The 15,706-nt window shown below is 72.3% G+C and carries 15 protein-coding genes and 1 tRNA gene; 12 read left to right on the top strand and 4 right to left on the bottom strand.

All coding sequences use genetic code 11. From position 1 onward, the window contains the following. Entirely contained in the window at positions 1–624 is a 624-nt protein-coding gene (locus tag ADK65_RS36385; RefSeq protein WP_199825763.1) for a 5-formyltetrahydrofolate cyclo-ligase, read from the bottom strand. A 93-nt stretch (positions 625–717) separates the two neighbouring features. Here ADK65_RS36385 and galU point away from each other — a divergent pair, with 93 nt between their 5' ends. The 7 genes from galU to ADK65_RS36350 all read left to right on the top strand — a co-directional run bounded on the left by galU (position 718) and on the right by ADK65_RS36350 (position 6,239). Continuing rightward, on the top strand, positions 718–1,617 hold the full coding sequence (gene galU, locus ADK65_RS36380) for a UTP--glucose-1-phosphate uridylyltransferase GalU (RefSeq protein ID WP_053675995.1): 900 nt from the start codon (positions 718–720) through the stop codon (positions 1,615–1,617). Between the two features lie 4 nt (positions 1,618–1,621). Further along, the gene (gene glp, locus ADK65_RS36375; protein ID WP_053675911.1) at positions 1,622–2,962 is read left to right on the top strand and encodes a gephyrin-like molybdotransferase Glp; all 1,341 of its coding nucleotides are present in this window, start codon (positions 1,622–1,624) and stop codon (positions 2,960–2,962) included. 82 nt (positions 2,963–3,044) lie between these two features. Next, entirely contained in the window at positions 3,045–3,554 is a 510-nt protein-coding gene (gene moaC, locus ADK65_RS36370; RefSeq protein ID WP_053675909.1) for a cyclic pyranopterin monophosphate synthase MoaC, read from the top strand. Next, the gene (locus ADK65_RS36365) at positions 3,551–4,051 is read left to right on the top strand and encodes a MogA/MoaB family molybdenum cofactor biosynthesis protein (protein ID WP_053675907.1); all 501 of its coding nucleotides are present in this window, start codon (positions 3,551–3,553) and stop codon (positions 4,049–4,051) included. The genes moaC and ADK65_RS36365 overlap by 4 nt, the downstream gene beginning before the upstream one ends. Positions 4,052–4,077: 26 nt before the next feature. Next, the gene (locus tag ADK65_RS36360; protein WP_107092474.1) at positions 4,078–4,671 is read left to right on the top strand and encodes a GNAT family N-acetyltransferase; all 594 of its coding nucleotides are present in this window, start codon (positions 4,078–4,080) and stop codon (positions 4,669–4,671) included. Positions 4,672–4,867: 196 nt separating this feature from the next. After that, on the top strand, positions 4,868–6,082 hold the full coding sequence (glpR, locus tag ADK65_RS36355) for a gephyrin-like molybdotransferase receptor GlpR (protein ID WP_053675902.1): 1,215 nt from the start codon (positions 4,868–4,870) through the stop codon (positions 6,080–6,082). Positions 6,083–6,165: 83 nt separating this feature from the next. Beyond that, positions 6,166–6,239 (top strand) — tRNA-Ala (locus tag ADK65_RS36350). A 163-nt stretch (positions 6,240–6,402) separates the two neighbouring features. Here the strand turns inward: ADK65_RS36350 and ADK65_RS36345 are convergent. Continuing rightward, positions 6,403–6,879, bottom strand: a complete 477-nt coding sequence (locus ADK65_RS36345; RefSeq protein ID WP_053675901.1) for a GNAT family N-acetyltransferase — start codon at positions 6,877–6,879, stop codon at positions 6,403–6,405. A 128-nt stretch (positions 6,880–7,007) separates the two neighbouring features. Here ADK65_RS36345 and ADK65_RS36340 point away from each other — a divergent pair, with 128 nt between their 5' ends. After that, positions 7,008–7,811 (top strand): exodeoxyribonuclease III, encoded by an 804-nt coding sequence (locus ADK65_RS36340; protein ID WP_053675899.1) that lies wholly within the window; start codon positions 7,008–7,010, stop codon positions 7,809–7,811. 27 nt (positions 7,812–7,838) lie between these two features. Here the strand turns inward: ADK65_RS36340 and ADK65_RS36335 are convergent, their stop codons facing one another. Continuing rightward, complete coding sequence (locus ADK65_RS36335; protein ID WP_053675898.1) at positions 7,839–8,480, bottom strand: MerR family transcriptional regulator; 642 nt, start codon at positions 8,478–8,480, stop codon at positions 7,839–7,841. Between the two features lie 130 nt (positions 8,481–8,610). On the opposite strand from ADK65_RS36335, the gene ADK65_RS36330 reads away from it, so the two are divergent. From ADK65_RS36330 to ADK65_RS36315, 4 genes are all read left to right on the top strand, one after another. Beyond that, positions 8,611–10,131, top strand: coding sequence for a flavin-containing monooxygenase (locus tag ADK65_RS36330; protein WP_053675896.1), 1,521 nt, complete (start codon positions 8,611–8,613; stop codon positions 10,129–10,131). After that, on the top strand, positions 10,128–11,090 hold the full coding sequence (locus tag ADK65_RS36325; protein ID WP_420709149.1) for an alpha/beta fold hydrolase: 963 nt from the start codon (positions 10,128–10,130) through the stop codon (positions 11,088–11,090). The genes ADK65_RS36330 and ADK65_RS36325 overlap by 4 nt, the downstream gene beginning before the upstream one ends. Next, positions 11,087–11,971: an SDR family oxidoreductase gene (locus tag ADK65_RS36320; protein ID WP_053675894.1), complete on the top strand. Its 885-nt coding sequence runs from the start codon at positions 11,087–11,089 to the stop codon at positions 11,969–11,971. The genes ADK65_RS36325 and ADK65_RS36320 overlap by 4 nt, the downstream gene beginning before the upstream one ends. A 76-nt stretch (positions 11,972–12,047) precedes the next feature. Then, the gene (locus ADK65_RS36315) at positions 12,048–12,269 is read left to right on the top strand and encodes a hypothetical protein (RefSeq protein WP_053675892.1); all 222 of its coding nucleotides are present in this window, start codon (positions 12,048–12,050) and stop codon (positions 12,267–12,269) included. A gap of 68 nt (positions 12,270–12,337) precedes the next feature. Here the strand turns inward: ADK65_RS36315 and ADK65_RS36310 are convergent, their stop codons facing one another. Next, positions 12,338–15,637: a S41 family peptidase gene (locus ADK65_RS36310; RefSeq protein WP_053675890.1), complete on the bottom strand. Its 3,300-nt coding sequence runs from the start codon at positions 15,635–15,637 to the stop codon at positions 12,338–12,340. Positions 15,638–15,706 lie beyond the last annotated feature (69 nt).

The following is a 15,706-nucleotide window of genomic DNA, read 5'->3' as shown; positions in this document are numbered from 1 at the left end:
TCAGCGTGCCGGCCCGAACCGCCGTACTCCCGACGGTGTCACCACCGCCTGCACCGGCCGGTCGTGCGGCTCCTCCGGGACGTGCTCGACGATCTCGGAGCCGTACAGCAGCACCACCAGGGCGGGATGAGCGCCCGCCCGCTCCAGTCGTGCCAGGACCCGGTCGTACGAGCCGCCGCCCCGCCCGAGCCGCATCCCGCGCGCGTCCACCGCGAGCCCCGGCAGCAGTACGGCGTCGGCGGTGGTCACGGCGTCCGGCCCGAGACGCTCGCCCGCGGGCTCCAGGAGGGTCATCCGCCCGCCGTGCCGGACCGGCGCGAGCGAGCTCTCGCCCTCGTACGTACCCCAGTCGAGGTCGTTGTCGGGCAGCAGGACCGGGAGTAGCACGCGCACGCCCCGGTCGCGCAGGGCGTCCAGGAGCGCGAGAGTGCCGGGTTCGCTCCCCACGGAGACGTACGCGGCGACCGTCCCGGCCCCCGCCAACTCGGGCAGCTCCAGCGCCCGCCCGGCCAGCGCGGCCGATGTTTCCCGCAGGTCGTCCGCCGTCAACCTGTTCCTCACCACGAGGAGGTCGCGCCGCAATCTCCGCTTGTCAGGCTCGCCCGGACGTGCGATGGGCCTCAATGGTTGCTCCCGTACCGCCGCAATACGCTCATATGAGCTCCTATGATCCGGAGTCACAGATTCCATGCAAAGACACCGGATAGGGTGGCCGACATGACTCAGCACCCTCGGATCAGCAAGGCTGTCATTCCCGCAGCAGGCCTCGGTACCCGGTTCCTGCCGGCCACCAAAGCCACTCCCAAGGAAATGCTGCCGGTCGTCGACAAGCCCGCGATCCAGTACGTGGTCGAGGAGGCCGTCGCCGCGGGTCTCGACGACGTCCTCATGGTGACGGGCCGCAACAAGCGCCCCCTCGAGGACCACTTCGACCGCAACTACGAGCTGGAGTCGGCCCTCCAGAAGAAGGGCGACGCCGGGCGCCTGGCCAAGGTGCAGGAGTCCAGCGACCTCGCGACCATGCACTACGTCCGCCAGGGCGACCCCAAGGGCCTCGGCCACGCGGTCCTGTGCGCCGCCCCGCACGTGGGCGACGAGCCCTTCGCGGTCCTCCTGGGTGACGACCTCATCGACCCCCGCGACCCGCTGCTGCAGCGCATGGTCGAGGTCCAGGAGCAGCGCGGCGGCAGCGTCGTCGCGCTCATGGAGGTCGCCCCCGAGCAGATCCACCTCTACGGCTGTGCGGCGGTGGAGACCACCGAGGACAGCGACGTCGTCCGGGTCAGCGGCCTCGTCGAGAAGCCCGAGCCGGCCGACGCGCCCTCCAACTACGCCGTCATCGGCCGCTACGTCCTCGACCCGCACATCTTCGAGATACTGCGCCGGACCGAGCCCGGCCGCGGCGGCGAGATCCAGCTCACCGACGCCCTCCAGCAGCTCGCCGAGGACGAGAAGATCGGCGGCCCGGTGCACGGCGTCGTCTTCAAGGGCCGCCGCTATGACACCGGCGACCGCGGCGACTACCTGCGTGCCATTGTCCGACTCGCATGCGAACGTGAAGACCTGGGACCGGACTTCCGGACCTGGCTTCGCAGTTACGTAGCCGAGGAGATGTAGCACGTTGAGCAGCGCCGCGCCCCACGTCACCGGCCAGGACCCCTTCGGCCCCGACCACCTCTGGTCGGTGGACGAGCACCTGGAGGACATCCTCGCCACCGTCCGGCCCCTGGAGCCCATCGAGCTGCACCTGCTCGACGCCCAGGGCTGCGTCCTCGTCGAGGACATCACGGTGCCGGTGTCCCTGCCGCCCTTCGACAACAGCTCGATGGACGGCTACGCGGTACGGGTCGCGGACATCGCGGGCGCGAGCGAGGAGTTCCCGGCGGCCCTGGAGGTCGTCGGGGACGTCGCCGCCGGCCAGTCCGAACTGCTCCCCGTCGGCCCCGGTCAGGCCGCCCGCATCATGACCGGCGCCCCGCTGCCGCCCGGCGCCGAGGCGGTCGTGCCCGTCGAGTGGACCGACGGCGGTCTCGGCGAGGGCCCGGTGCACGGCATGCGCGCCCGCAGCCTCGGCCCCGAGGGCGCCACCGGCCACGTGCACGTCTACCGCCCGGCCGAGGCACGCGCGCACGTGCGCGCGAAGGGCAGCGACGTGAAGGCCGGCGACCGCGCCCTGGAGGCCGGCACCGTCCTCGGCCCGCCCCAGATCTCCCTGCTCGCCGCGATCGGCCGCGGCACCGTCCGGGTACGCCCCCGCCCGCGCGTGGTGGTGCTCTCCACCGGCAGCGAACTCGTCCAGCCCGACACGGAACTGGGCACCGGTCAGATCTACGACTCCAACAGCTTCGCCCTCACCGCCGCCGCCCGCGACGCAGGCGCCATCGCCTACCGCGTGGGAGCCGTCGCCGACGACGCCGAGACCCTGCGCTCCACCATCGAGGACCAGCTGGTCCGCGCCGACCTGGTGGTCACCACGGGCGGGGTGAGCGTCGGCGCGTACGACGTGGTCAAGGAGGCCCTGTCCCACGTCGGCGACGAGGACGAGGCCGGCAGCGGCATCGAGTTCCGCAAGCTCGCCATGCAGCCCGGCAAGCCACAGGGCTTCGGCTCCATCGGCCCCGACCACACCCCGCTGCTGGCCCTGCCCGGCAACCCGGTGTCGTCGTACGTCTCCTTCGAGTTGTTCGTCCGTCCCGCGATCCGCACCCTCATGGGGCTGACGGACGTCCACCGCCCGACGGCCCGGGCGACCCTGTCCGCGGAGAAGGCGCTGACCTCCCCGAAGGGCCGCCGGCAGTTCCTGCGCGGCACGTACGCCGACGGCACGGTCACGCCGGTCGGCGGCGCCGGCTCCCACCTGGTCGCGGCCCTCGCCCACGCGGACGCCCTGATCACCGTCCCCGAGGACACCGTCCGCCTCGAACCGGGCGCCGAGGTCGAGGTGGTCCTGCTCGGCCGATAGCCGCTGGTTGGGGGTACCGTGTCGCGCACAACAGGCCCGTGCGCCGCACCGCGTCGGGCCCGGACCGGGAGCGCCACACAGCATGAACACGCAGGACCCACCCTCGCAGGACGGCCTCGCGCAGGACCGGCTGACGCACATCGACGAGGCGGGCGCCGCCCGCATGGTCGACGTGTCGGAGAAGGACGTGACCGCACGCACCGCCCGCGCCAGCGGACGCGTCCTCGTCTCGCCCCGTGTGATCGAGCTGCTGCGCGGCGAGGGTGTCCCGAAGGGCGACGCCCTCGCGACCGCGCGGATCGCCGGGATCATGGGCGCCAAACGCACCCCCGACCTGATCCCGCTCTGCCACCCGCTGGCGGTGTCCGGTGTGAAACTGGACCTGTCGGTCGCGGACGACGCCGTGGAGATCCTGGCCACCGTGAAGACGACGGACCGCACGGGCGTCGAGATGGAGGCCCTCACCGCGGTCTCCGTCGCCGCGCTCACCGTGATCGACATGGTCAAGGCGGTCGACAAGGGAGCGGTCATCACGGACGTACGCGTGGAGGAGAAGACGGGCGGCAAGTCGGGCGACTGGAGCCGGTCATGACGTATCGCGCTCTCGTCGTCACGGCCTCGAACCGGGCCGCCGCCGGGATCTACGAGGACAAGGGCGGCCCGATGGTCTCCGACGGCCTCAAGCGCTTCGGCTTCGAGGTCGACGGCCCGCAGGTCGTCCCCGACGGCGATCCGGTCGAGGCCGCCCTGCGCGCCGGTGTCGACGCCGGCTACGACGTCATCGTGACCACCGGCGGCACCGGCATCTCGCCCACCGACCGCACGCCCGAGGCCACCCGCCGCGTCATCGACCACGAGGTGCCGGGCATCGCCGAGGCCATCCGGGCGTACGGCCGTCAGAAGGTGCCGACCGCGGCGCTCTCCCGGGGCCTGGCCGGAGTGGCGGCCGGCACGCTGATCGTCAATCTGCCCGGCTCCAGCGGCGGAGTGAAGGACGGCCTCGCCGTCCTGGAGCCGCTGCTCGTCCACGCCGTCGAGCAGCTCCGGGGCGGCGACCACCCCAGACCCGGCAGTGGGGGTGCGAGCTGAACACCCCATCCTGGCCCGTGGAGCTGGTGGACGGCGACATCGTCCTCAGGCCGATAAAGCTGCGCGACCAGCGGGCCTGGCGCGAGGTCAACCGGCGCAACCGCGACTGGCTGCGCCCCTGGGAGGCGACGATCCCGCCGCCCGCGCCGGGCGGGCCCATGGCGCACCGCCCCACCTTCCGCCAGATGGTCCGCCATCTGCGCTCGGAGGCGAACGCGGGCCGGATGCTGCCCTTCGTCATCGAATACCAGGGGCGGCTGGTCGGGCAGTTGACCGTCGCAGGGATCACCTGGGGCTCGATGTGCTCGGGGCACGTCGGTTACTGGGTGGACGAGTCGGTGGCCGGCCGCGGGGTGATGCCGACCTCGGTGGCGCTCGTCGTGGACCACTGTTTCCGCACCGTCGGACTGCACCGCATCGAAGTCTGCATTCGCCCGGAGAACGGGCCCAGCCGCCGGGTCGTGGAGAAACTCGGATTCCGCGAGGAGGGGCTGCGGCCGCGCTATCTCCACATCGACGGAGCATGGCGCGACCACCTGGTCTTCGCCCTCACGGCCGAGGAGGTGCCGGACGGCTTGCTGAAGCGCTGGCACCGGGCCCGCGCGCAGAGCAACCCATGAATGCGGCACCACCCGGGAAATTGAATACGTGTTCGAAATTGATCGGTCGATGACCGTCCTAGGGCAATGAATTCCCGGCCTGGGTGGTCTGCTGATCACATCGGTCGCAAAAAAAGTTCGAAATATCAGCCAGATCGTGCGACACACCGGCTCAATTGGCAGATGGCCTCACGCAAACCCCTCTACGGTGTGAGACGTGAGCAGCAGCGGCCTCATCTACGCAGTCATTGTCGGGGCCTGGGCCGCCTACTTGGTGCCGATGTGGCTCCGTAGGCAGGACGAGCTGAACGAGGCCCGTCCGACGGAACGCTTCAGCACCGCCATCCGGCTGCTGTCCGGACGGGCGGGTATGGAGCGCCGGTACGCCAAGGACCTGCGGGCGCGCTCCACCGACGAGGGGGAGCAGAGCGCCGACGCCCCGGACGCCGTCACCGACTCGGTGGACGTCCGGGCCTTCGCCGTGTCCAAGACCCGCCCGCAGACCCAGGCACCCGTCCCCTCGCCCACCCCCGAGCAGCCGGCCCGCCCGGCGGCCCCCGAATCCCAGGCCCGGCAGTCGCCCGCACCCGACCCGGCGCGCTCCGGGCGTCCCCGGGAGCGGGTGCCCGCGGCCCGGCACAACGCCTCGGCGCGAGCGAACCAGGCAGCCGCGGCACGAGCCCGGCGCTCCAAGGTCCTCGCGCGCCGCCGGCGCACCACCACCATGCTGTTCCTCGCCTTCACCCTCGGCGCGATCGTCGCCGCGGTCGGGGGACTGGCGTTCCTGTGGGCCCCCGGCGTGCCCGCGGTCATGCTCAGCGTCTACATCGCCTACCTGCGCTCCCAGGAGCGCCGCCGCTTCGCCTACCAGATGGACCGCCGGATGGCCGAGGCCGCGGCCCAGCGCCTGCGGGAGCGGCAGCGCCAGCCCCGCCGGCGTTCCCTGACCGACGAAGAGGGCGACGAACCGGAGGAGGGAGCCGAGCCGGTGACCGACCCCGGCCTCTCGGCCCTCGCGGCGGACCGGCGCGCCCTCGTCGAGCAGACCGACCACGCGGAGTGGGTCGACCAGCAGCGCGAGCGGCAGCGGCGGCCCGGACAGGGCGGCGACAGCTGGGAGCCCGTGCCGGTGCCCCTGCCGACCTACGTGACCGCCCCGGTCGCCCCGCGGGCCACCAGCGACGTGGACCTCGGCGCCCCCGACACCTGGAGCGCGGCCCGGTCGAGCACGGTGACCCCGGACGCGGAGGCCGACCCCGGCGCCGCCGGCCACCCGGGCGAGCCGCACTCGTCCGCTCAGGACGCCGACGAAGGCGATGGACGCACCGACGCCCGCCGCGCCGCCTCCGCCCGGCGGGCCCGGGAGCGCGGGCGCACCCCGCTGTTCGACCAGTACGAGGACGGGGAGCGGCCCCGGGCCGCGAACGAGTAGCGTCGCGAAGCCGCAGGTGACCGCCCCTCGGGAACGGATTTCCAAGCAGGCCGATCGGGGTGCTAAAGTTTCACTCGTTGCAAGGGCCTGTGGCGCAGTCCGGTAGCGCACCTCGTTCGCATCGAGGGGGCCAGGGGTTCAAATCCCCTCAGGTCCACGCAGCTCAGAGCCCCGGTCGGGAAACCGACCGGGGCTCTGACGTGTGTTCAGCGCCACAACGCTGCCCAGGCTTGGCCCGGCCGTGGATCTCCGCAGCGATCTCACCGCAGACGACAAGGGCCGCGGCCGGGGCGGCCGCTGAGCCCTCGTCAGCCACGTGATCAGAGTCGCTTCGCGAAGCAGCGGCTCGCCTCGTGGTGGCGGTAGTAGCCGAACTTGGCGCACGGCTCATAGCCGCTGGACGTGTACAGGGCAATGGCCTCCGGCTGCTTGGTGCCGGTCTCCAGAACCATACGGATGCGGCCGGCCGCGCGGGCGTCCTCCTCCAGAGCGGCCAGGACGCGCCGGGCCAGCCCCCGGCCACGCATGACGTCGATCACATACATGCGCTTGAGCTCGGCGTCGCCGTCGAGATTGCCCTCGCCGTTGGTGTCCTGGGCGCGCCAGCCGCCCGAGGCGACGGGGGTGCCGTGCTCGTCGTACGCGATCAGGTAGACGCCGTTCGGCGGGTCGAAGTCCGCGGCGGCCATGGGTGTGGCGTCGCCGTCGTCGCCGTAGCGGACGGCGTACTCGGCCTGGACCTGGTCGTTCAGCTTCATGGCGTCGGGATGGTCGAAGGAGACCCGGCGTATGTGCATGGCCGCTACCGTATTCGATCCGGAACTGGACCTCGTCCAGTGTGCGGGTATCGTGCCGGGGTGCTCACTGTGACCTCGGACAACGTGTCCAATCCACGGGGTCGACTGTGCCGTCCGAGGAGAGTGTTTTGCTGACAGTGACCTCTGTGAATGTGAACGGGCTGCGTGCCGCCGCGAAGAAGGGCTTCGTGGAGTGGCTCGCCGGCACCGAAGCCGACGTGCTGTGCCTGCAGGAGGTGCGCGCCGAGCCGGAGCAGCTGCCGGAGCACGTCCGCACGCCCGAGGGGTGGTACGTGGTGCACGCGCCGGCCGCCGCCAAGGGGCGGGCCGGGGTGTCCCTGTACAGCCGCCGCGAGCCCGACCGGGTCCAGGTCGGCTTCGGCTCGGAAGAGTTCGACGGCAGCGGGCGGTACGTGGAGATCGACCTGCCCGGGGTCACCGTCGCGTCCCTCTACCTGCCCTCCGGCGAGGTCGGCACCGAGCGGCAGGAGGAGAAGGAACGCTTCATGGGCGAGTTCCTCGCCTACCTGAAGGGGCTGCGGGAGCGTGCCGCCGCCGACGGGCGCGAGGTGCTCGTCTGCGGGGACTGGAACATCGCCCACCAGCGTGCCGACCTGAAGAACTGGCGCGGCAACCAGAAGAACTCCGGGTTCCTGCCGGAGGAGCGCGAGTGGCTCGGCCGGGTCCTCGACCCGGCCGACGGCGGCTACGTCGACGTCGTACGCGCCCTGCATCCGGACGTCGAGGGGCCGTATTCGTGGTGGTCGTACCGGGGGCGGGCCTTCGACAACGATTCAGGGTGGAGGATCGACTACCACCTGGCCACCACCGGCCTGGCCGAGCGCGCGGTCAAGGGGTTCGTGGAAAGGGCGGCCACGCACGCCGAGCGGTGGTCCGACCACGCGCCGGTGACCGTGGTCTACGACCGTTAGGGCTTCCGCGTCCCCGGTCCACGACCGTCAGGGCTTTCGCATCCTCCGGTCCAGCGCCAGTGACAGTTCCGCCTCCACCGCGCTGCGGGCCAGGGGGCGCAGGCGGGGCAGGTTCTGGGCGGAGGTGTGGCGGAGGACCAGGTCGGTGAAGAGGTCGGCGAGGGCGTCGACGTGGGTGCGGACCTGCTGGGCGGCGCGGAACACCTCCGCGAGGGGGATGCCTTCGCGGACCAGGGCCGACGAGACGTCCAGCAGGCGGCGGCTGATGTGGACGAACTCCCCGCCGTCGGTGCCGAGGTAGCCGAGTTCCATCGCGGCGGCGAGGTTCTCCGGTGTGACCTCGCCCGCGTAGCGGTCGGCGAGTTCCTCGGGGGTGAGGTGGACGGGTTCCTCCTCGGTGGGGCCGCCGACGCCGAGCAGGTCGCCGACGTCCCGGCCGTGGTCGAAGGCCTCCGCCAGTTCCGCGATGCCGTTGAGGGTGTGGCCGCGCTCCAGCAGGGCCGTGATCGTGCGCAGCCGGGCCAGATGATGGTCGTCGTACCAGGCGATGCGGCCCTCGCGGCGGGGTGGCCGGAGGAGTTTGCGTTCGCGGTAGAAGCGCAGGGTGCGCACCGTGATCCCGGCGAGGCGGGCCAGCTCTTCCATACGGTATTCACGCTTCTCGGCCACCTGGGCACCTTAAGGCGTACTGCGGGTAACTTCCTTGTCCCGCCCCCTACCCATCAGTACGCCGCTGCCCTACGCTCCCACTGCGCCAGTGTTCACTGGCGCGGTTCTCGTGGTGTGTGGAGGTGTCGGCATGGGCGAGCGCGAACACGAGCATGTGCGGGTCGCTGTGATCGGGTCCGGGTTCGGCGGGCTGGGGGCCGCCGTGCGGTTGCGCCGCGAGGGGGTCACCGACTTCGTCGTCCTGGAGCGGGCGAGCAGTGTCGGCGGCACCTGGCGGGACAACAGCTACCCGGGATGCCGGTGTGACGTGCCCTCGCACCTCTACTCGTTCTCCTTCGCGCCCAACCCCGACTGGCCGCGCACCTTCTCGGGGCAGGAGCACATCCGCGCCTACCTGGAGCACGTGACGGACGTGTTCCGGCTGCGCCCGCACCTCCGCTTCGACTCCGAGGTGAAGCGGATGAGCTGGAACGCCGAGCGGCTGTGCTGGGACATCGAGACCAGCAGCGGGAACCTGTCGGCGGACCTGGTCGTCTCGGCGACGGGGCCGCTGTCCGACCCGAAGGTGCCGGACATTCCCGGGCTGGAGGCCTTCCCCGGCAAGGTGTTCCACTCGGCCCGCTGGGACCACGACTACGACCTGCGCGGCAAGCGCGTCGCCATGGTGGGCACCGGTGCCTCGGCCGCCCAGATCGTGCCGTCGATCCAGCCCGACGTCTCGCGGCTCACCCTGTTCCAGCGCACGGCGCCCTGGGTGATGCCCCGCATGGACCGGACGATCAGCGACGCCGAGCGCTGGATGCACCGGCGGCTGCCCTTCACCTCGCAGGTGCGGCGCGGACTGCTGTGGGGCATCCGCGAGCTGCAGGTGCAGGCGTTCACCAGGCATCCGAAGCAGCTCGGGCTCGTCGAGGACCTGGCGCGGCGCAACATGGCCCGGTCCATCAAGGATCCGGCCCTGCGGGCGAAGCTCACCCCGGACTACCGCATCGGCTGCAAGCGGATCCTGCTGTCCAGCGACTACTACCCGGCGCTCGCGCAGCCGAATGTGGACGTGATCGCGAGCGGGCTGACCGAAGTCCGCGGTTCGACCCTCGTCGCCGCCGACGGCAGTGAGGCCGAGGTGGACGCGATCGTCTTCGGTACCGGCTTCCACGTCACCGACATGCCCATCGCCGACCGGGTCGTGGGCGCCGACGGACGGACGCTCGCCGAGACCTGGAAGGGCGGCATGGAGGCCCTGCGCGGCGCCTCCGCGGCCGGCTTCCCCAACTGGATGACCGTCATCGGACCCAACACCGGTCTCGGGAACTCCTCGATGATCCTCATGATCGAGTCCCAGCTGAACTACCTCGCCGACTACGTCCGCCAGCTCGACGTCCTCGGCGGACGGGTCGCGCTCGACGCCCGTCCGGACGCCGTGCGCACCTGGAACGACCGGCTCCAGGAGCGCATGAAGCGCACCGTGTGGAACACCGGCGGCTGCACCAGCTGGTACCTCGACGCGAGTGGTCGCAACACCACCATCTGGCCCGGCACCACCGCGGAGTTCCGGCGGGCGACGCGGCGGGTGGATCTCGCGGAGTACGAGGTCCTGCGCGCGCCCGTGGCGGACCGGTCCGTCGCGCGGAAGGCCGGGGTGGACGCGTGAGCCGCCTCCTGCTCCCCCAAGCTCTCGGCTTCGCTCGAGCAGGGGGGACCCCCATCGACTCCGGCCCCTACGCCCCACCCGCCCCGGCGCGCGAGCTGACCGCCGTCTCCGCCGACGGCGCCCGGCTGCACGTCGAGATGCACGGGCCCGACGGCGCCCCGGCCGTCGTCCTCGCCCACGGCTGGACCTGCTCCACCGCCTTCTGGGCGGCACAGATCCGCGACCTGGCCGCCGACCACCGGGTCATCGCCTACGACCAGCGCGGTCACGGCCGCAGCCCCGCGAGCTCCGCGTGCAGCTCCGACGCGCTCGCCGACGACCTCGAAGCGGTCCTCGAGGCCACCCTCGCGCCCGGTGAACAGGCCGTGATCGCGGGGCACTCCATGGGCGGGATGACCGTGATGGCGGCCTCCGGGAGAGCCGCCTTCCGGGCGCACGCGGCCGCCGTCCTGCTGTGCAGTACGGGCAGTTCGCAGCTGGTCGCGGCCTCCACGGTCGTGCCGATGCGGGCCGGGCGGGTGCGGACCTGGCTGACCCGGCGGATCCTCGGCTCCCGGGCCCCGCTCGGGCCGGTCACGCCGCTGGCCCGCCGGATCCTCAAGTACGGGACGATGGGTCCCGGTTCGGCCCCGCACATGATCGAGGCGTGTGCCCGGATCGTGCACGCCTGCCCCCGCAAGGTCCGCCACTCCTGGTCGCAGGTGCTGGATCTGCTCGACCTCGACCACGGCGTGCGGGAACTGGACGTGCCCACGGCCGTGCTCGTCGGTACGGCGGACCGGCTGACGCCGCCGGTGCAGGCCCGGGCCCTGGCCGCCGCCCTGCCGCACTGTACCGGGCTCGTCGAACTGCCCGGCATCGGCCACATGACCCCGGTCGAGGCACCCGAACTGGTCGGCGCGAAGATCCGGGAACTCGCCGCCGCACACATCCACGTCGTGACCGAGGAGAGCGCATGAGCAGGGTGAGCCTTGAGGGCAAGGTCGCCGTGGTGACCGGAGCGGCGCGCGGCGTCGGGGAGTTGCTGGCCCGCAAGCTGTCGGCGCGTGGTGTGAAGGTGGCGCTGGTCGGCCTGGAGCCGGACGCGCTCAAGGAGGTCTCCGGCCGACTGCACAGCGACAGCGACCACTGGCACGCCGACGTCACCGACCACGAGGCGATGGCCCGCGTGGCGAGCGAGGTCGAGGAGCGCTTCGGCCGGGTCGATATCGTCGTCGCCAACGCCGGTGTCGCCACCGGCGGGCCGTTCGCGGACTCCGACCCCGAGTCCTGGCGGCGGGTGATCGAGGTGAATCTGATCGGTTCGGCGGTGACCGGCCGGGCGTTCCTGCCGCTGCTGACGCGCAGCCGGGGCTATCTGCTGCAGATCGCCTCCCTCGCGGCGATCACCCCGGCGCCGATGATGACCGCGTACTGCGCGTCCAAGTCGGGCGTGGAGGCGTATGCGCACAGCCTGCGGGCCGAGGTCGGGCACCGGGGCGTGAAGGTGGGCGTCGGCTATCTGTCGTGGACCGACACCGACATGGTGCGCGGGGCCGACCAGGACGACGTCATGCGGGAGTTGAGGCAGCGGCTGCCCTGGCCGTCCAACAAGACCTACCCGCTCGGGCCTGCTGTGGACCGGCTCGTGGAGGGGATCGAGCGCAGGTCGAGCCATGTGTACGGGCAGTGGTGGCTGCGCGGGATGCAGGGGGTGCGCGGATATCTGCCGGCGGTCATCGGGACGGTGGGCCAGCGCGAGATGCGGCGGTTCGCGGACCGGCTGACGGGCATGCGCACGGGCCTCGTGGGGGCCGGTGGAGCGGCCGACGAACAGGAGCGGACTACGCTCCGTAAGTGATCGACATGCGCAGGGTCACGACCCGTGTGAATCTGATCGAGCCAGATCCCCTCACCCCCAACGGGAGTGAACCCACATGGGTATGAAGGACCAGTTCCAGGAGAAGTCCGAGCAGTGGCAGAACCAGGCTCGCCAGAAGGCGGACCAGGCTCGCGAGCAGATGCAGGGCCGTGGCCGCCGGCGCGACGAGGACATGGACCCCTCGCAGCCGCAGCGTGACCGCGAGCGCACGGAGCCGCAGCGCGACCGTGAGCGTGAGCGTGACGAGGACCGCTTCGACCAGGACTTCGACGCCTGACGTTGCGCGCCGCGGGAAAGGGGTGTCCCTGAGTGGGGTGCCCCTTTCCCCTTGTGCCGACCGGGTGTTCACGCCCTGGGCGGCAGCTTCGGGCGGGAGCGGTCGGGGACGTCGCTGTGGGTCGGCGGTGTGGCGGGCGGGTCGGTCTCCAGCAGTCCGAGTGCCAGTTCCACCGCGTCGGCCAGCTGGGCGTGCCGTCCCTCGGCCCAGTCCAGCGGGGTGCGCAGGACGTCGATGTCGGGGGCGACGCCCTTGTTCTCGACCGACCAGCCGTACGCGTCGAACCAGGCCGCGTTCATCGGCACCGTGATCACCGTGCCGTCGCCCAGCTCGTGACGGCCGGTCATGCCGACCACACCGCCCCAGGTGCGCTGCCCCACGACCGGGCCGAGCTTCAGCAGCTTGAACGCCGCGGTGATCATGTCGCCGTCGGAGGAGGTCGCCTCGTCCGCCAGGGCCACCACCGGGCCCCGCGGCGCGTTCGAGGTGTACGACACCGGCTGGGCGTCGCGAGTCAGGTCCCAGCCCAGGATCGTCCGGCTCAGCGTCTCGATGACGAGTTCGCTGATGTGGCCGCCCGCGTTGCCGCGCACGTCCACGATCAGCGCGGGGCGGGACACCTCCATGCGCAGGTCGCGGTTGAACTGAGCCCAGCCCGAACCGCCCATGTCAGGGATGTGCAGATAGCCGCAGCGCCCGCCGCTCAACTCGCGCACCACCGAACGGCGTTTGGCCACCCAGTCCTGGTAGCGCAGCGGCCGCTCGTCGACCAGCGGGACGACGGCGACTCTCCGTGGCGGGGCCCCGGCCTGCGCCGAGTCCGCCGCCGGGGCATCGGCCGGGGCACCCGTCAGGAGGTTCGCCGGGTCCTGCGCCGGTTCGAAGGTCAGCTCCACCGTCGTGCCGCCCGCGCCGGCCAGCAGGGGGTAGGGGCCCGTGTCCGGGTCCACCGGGCGGCCGTCCACGTGGGTGAGGACCGCGCCCTCCCTGATGCCGGTGCCGGCCAGCGGGGAGCGGGCCTTGGAGTCGGAGGAGTCGCCGAGCAGGATCCGCTTGACCGTCCAGCCGCGCTCCCTGCGTACGAAGTTGGCGCCCAGCAGGCCCTGTCGGCGCTGATAGTGGGGCGGGCCCTCGCTGCGCCGGGAGGCGGTCACGTAGGCGTGGGACGTGCCCAGTTCGCCGAGGGCCTCGCGCAGCAGGTCGGCGAACTCGTCGGGGGAGGCGACCCGTTCGACCAGCGGACGGTACTGGGCCAGCACCCCGTCCCAGTCGATGCCGCACATGCCCGGATCCCAGAAGTAGGCCCGGATCAGCCGGCCGGCCTCCTCGTAGGCCTGCCGCCACTCCGCCGCCGGGTCGACCGTGTGCAGGATGCGGCGCGCGTCGATCCACACGGTGGAGTCGCTGTCGGCCTGCTCGTTGGCCGGGACCGCGCGCAGCTCGCCCTCGTCGACGATCACCAGCCGGCTGCCGTCGCCGCTGACCGCGAACCAGTCGAGATGCTGGGCGAGTTCGGACTTCCTGGCCTTGGTGATGCCGAAGTGCTCCAGGGTCGGGCGGCCGCTGGTGTCGTCCGGGTTGGCGAACGTCTCGCCGAGGGCGCCGGAGATGGGCCAGCGCAGCCACACCAGCCCGCCGCCCGCGACCGGGCGCAGCGCCGAGTACTTGGAGGCGGTCACCGGGAACGGCGTGACGCGGCTCTCCAGCCCCTCGGCCTCGACGGTCACGGCGGCCCCGTGGTCGCCGGCGCCGTCGCCGGCCTCCTCGACGGGGTCCAGGCCACCGGCGGCCGGGCGGCCCTCGGGGTTCAGGGCGAACGGGGAGGGCGTCGCGGAGGACAGCGGCACCAGGTACGGGCGGCAGCCCAGCGGGAAGGACAGGTCGCCGGTGTGCACGTCGTAGACGGGGTCGAAGCCGCGCCAGGACAGGAAGGCGAGATAACGGCCGTCGCTGGTGAAGACGGGGTTCTCGTCCTCGAAGCGGCCGCCCGTGACGTCGACGATCAGCCGGTCGGCCAGCCGGGCCAGCTTGATCTGCCGCAGGGTCCGCCCGATGCCCGGGTGCGACCAGGTGAGCCACCCTCCGTCCGGGGAGAACGCGAGGTCGCGCACGGGACCGTTGACCGACCGGATCAGCTCGGTGACCTCGCCGCCGGTGTCCTCCGTGACGTCCACGAGGAGGAGCCGGCCGTCGTGCGAGGCGACCGCCAGCCGCTCGCCCTCCGGATCCGAGACCAGCTCGTGCACGCGGCCCAGCCGGCCCGGTGCCAGCCGCCGGGGCGCCCGGTCGCCGCTCGCCCGGGGCAGGGAGGCGATCTCGATCGCGTCCTCGCCCTCGGCGTCCGTCACATACGCCACCCGTCCGCTGCCGCCGAGCATCTCCGGCAGCCGCACCCGGACGCCGGGGGTGTCGGTGAGGGTGCGGGCCGGGCCGTCCCGGTGGGTCAGCCAGTACAGGCTGCCGCGCACGACGACGGCGCTGGCCCGCCCGGTCTCGTCGACGGAGAGCCCGTCGAGGTGCCGGGACGCCGCCACCTGGTAGGGCCGCCGCCCGGCCCGCGGCCCGCTCAGCCGTACCTCCAGTGGGCGCGGCTCGGAGTCCGGGGCCAGGTCGTCGACCAGCCACAGGTCGCCCCCGCACTGGTACACCACCCGGGTGCCGTCGCTGGCGGCGTGCCGGGCGTAGAAGGCGTCGTGGTCGGTGTGCCGGCGCAGGCCGGAGCCGTCGTAGGCGCAGGAGTAGAGGTTGGCGACGCCCTCGTGGTCGGAGAGGAACGCGATGCGGCCGCCGACGAACATGGGAGAGTGCAGGTGGCCCCCGATGCCCTCCAGGAGCCGTTCGCCGTGCAGCCAGAGCCGGCCCGTCGCGCCGCCGCGGTAGCGCTTCCAGGAGGCCGGTTCGTGCGGCGGGGTGCCGGTGAGCAGGAGGGACTTGCGCTCCCCGGCCACGTCGGCGACCTGGATGTCGGAGACCGGCCCCCAGGGCAGCTTGCGGCCCGGGTCGCCGTCCGGACCGACCTTGTAGGCCCAGGTGAAGTAGGAGAAGGGCTCGCCGTGCGAGGCCACGGCCAGGATCTCGCCCTCCGGGGTCCAGCCGCAGACCCGGGTGTCGGCGCTGCCCCAGTGGCTCACCTGGCGGCCCGGCCCGCCGTCCACCGGGACGACGTGGACCTCGGGCACCAGGCTGCGCCAGCTCGTGTACGCCAGGTGCCGGCCGTCGGGCGAGAAGCGCGGGTGACCCGCCTTGGTGCGGTCGACGGTGAGTCGCCAGGCCCGGCCGGGGGAGTCGAGCGGGGCGAGCCAGAGGTCGTCCTCGGCCACGAAGCACAGCAGGTCGTCATGGAGGTGCGGCAGACGCAGATAGGTCACGTCCTCATGCTTGGCCCGGGGCCAAACCCGGGCAACTCAGGGCGGAAGTCCCGCAGTGAGCGGCTACAT

Origin of the sequence: Streptomyces sp. NRRL B-1140, from assembly GCF_001280065.1 — a bacterium.
Lineage (GTDB): Bacteria > Actinomycetota > Actinomycetes > Streptomycetales > Streptomycetaceae > Streptomyces.
This window is presented reverse-complemented; position numbering and strand designations above follow the sequence as displayed.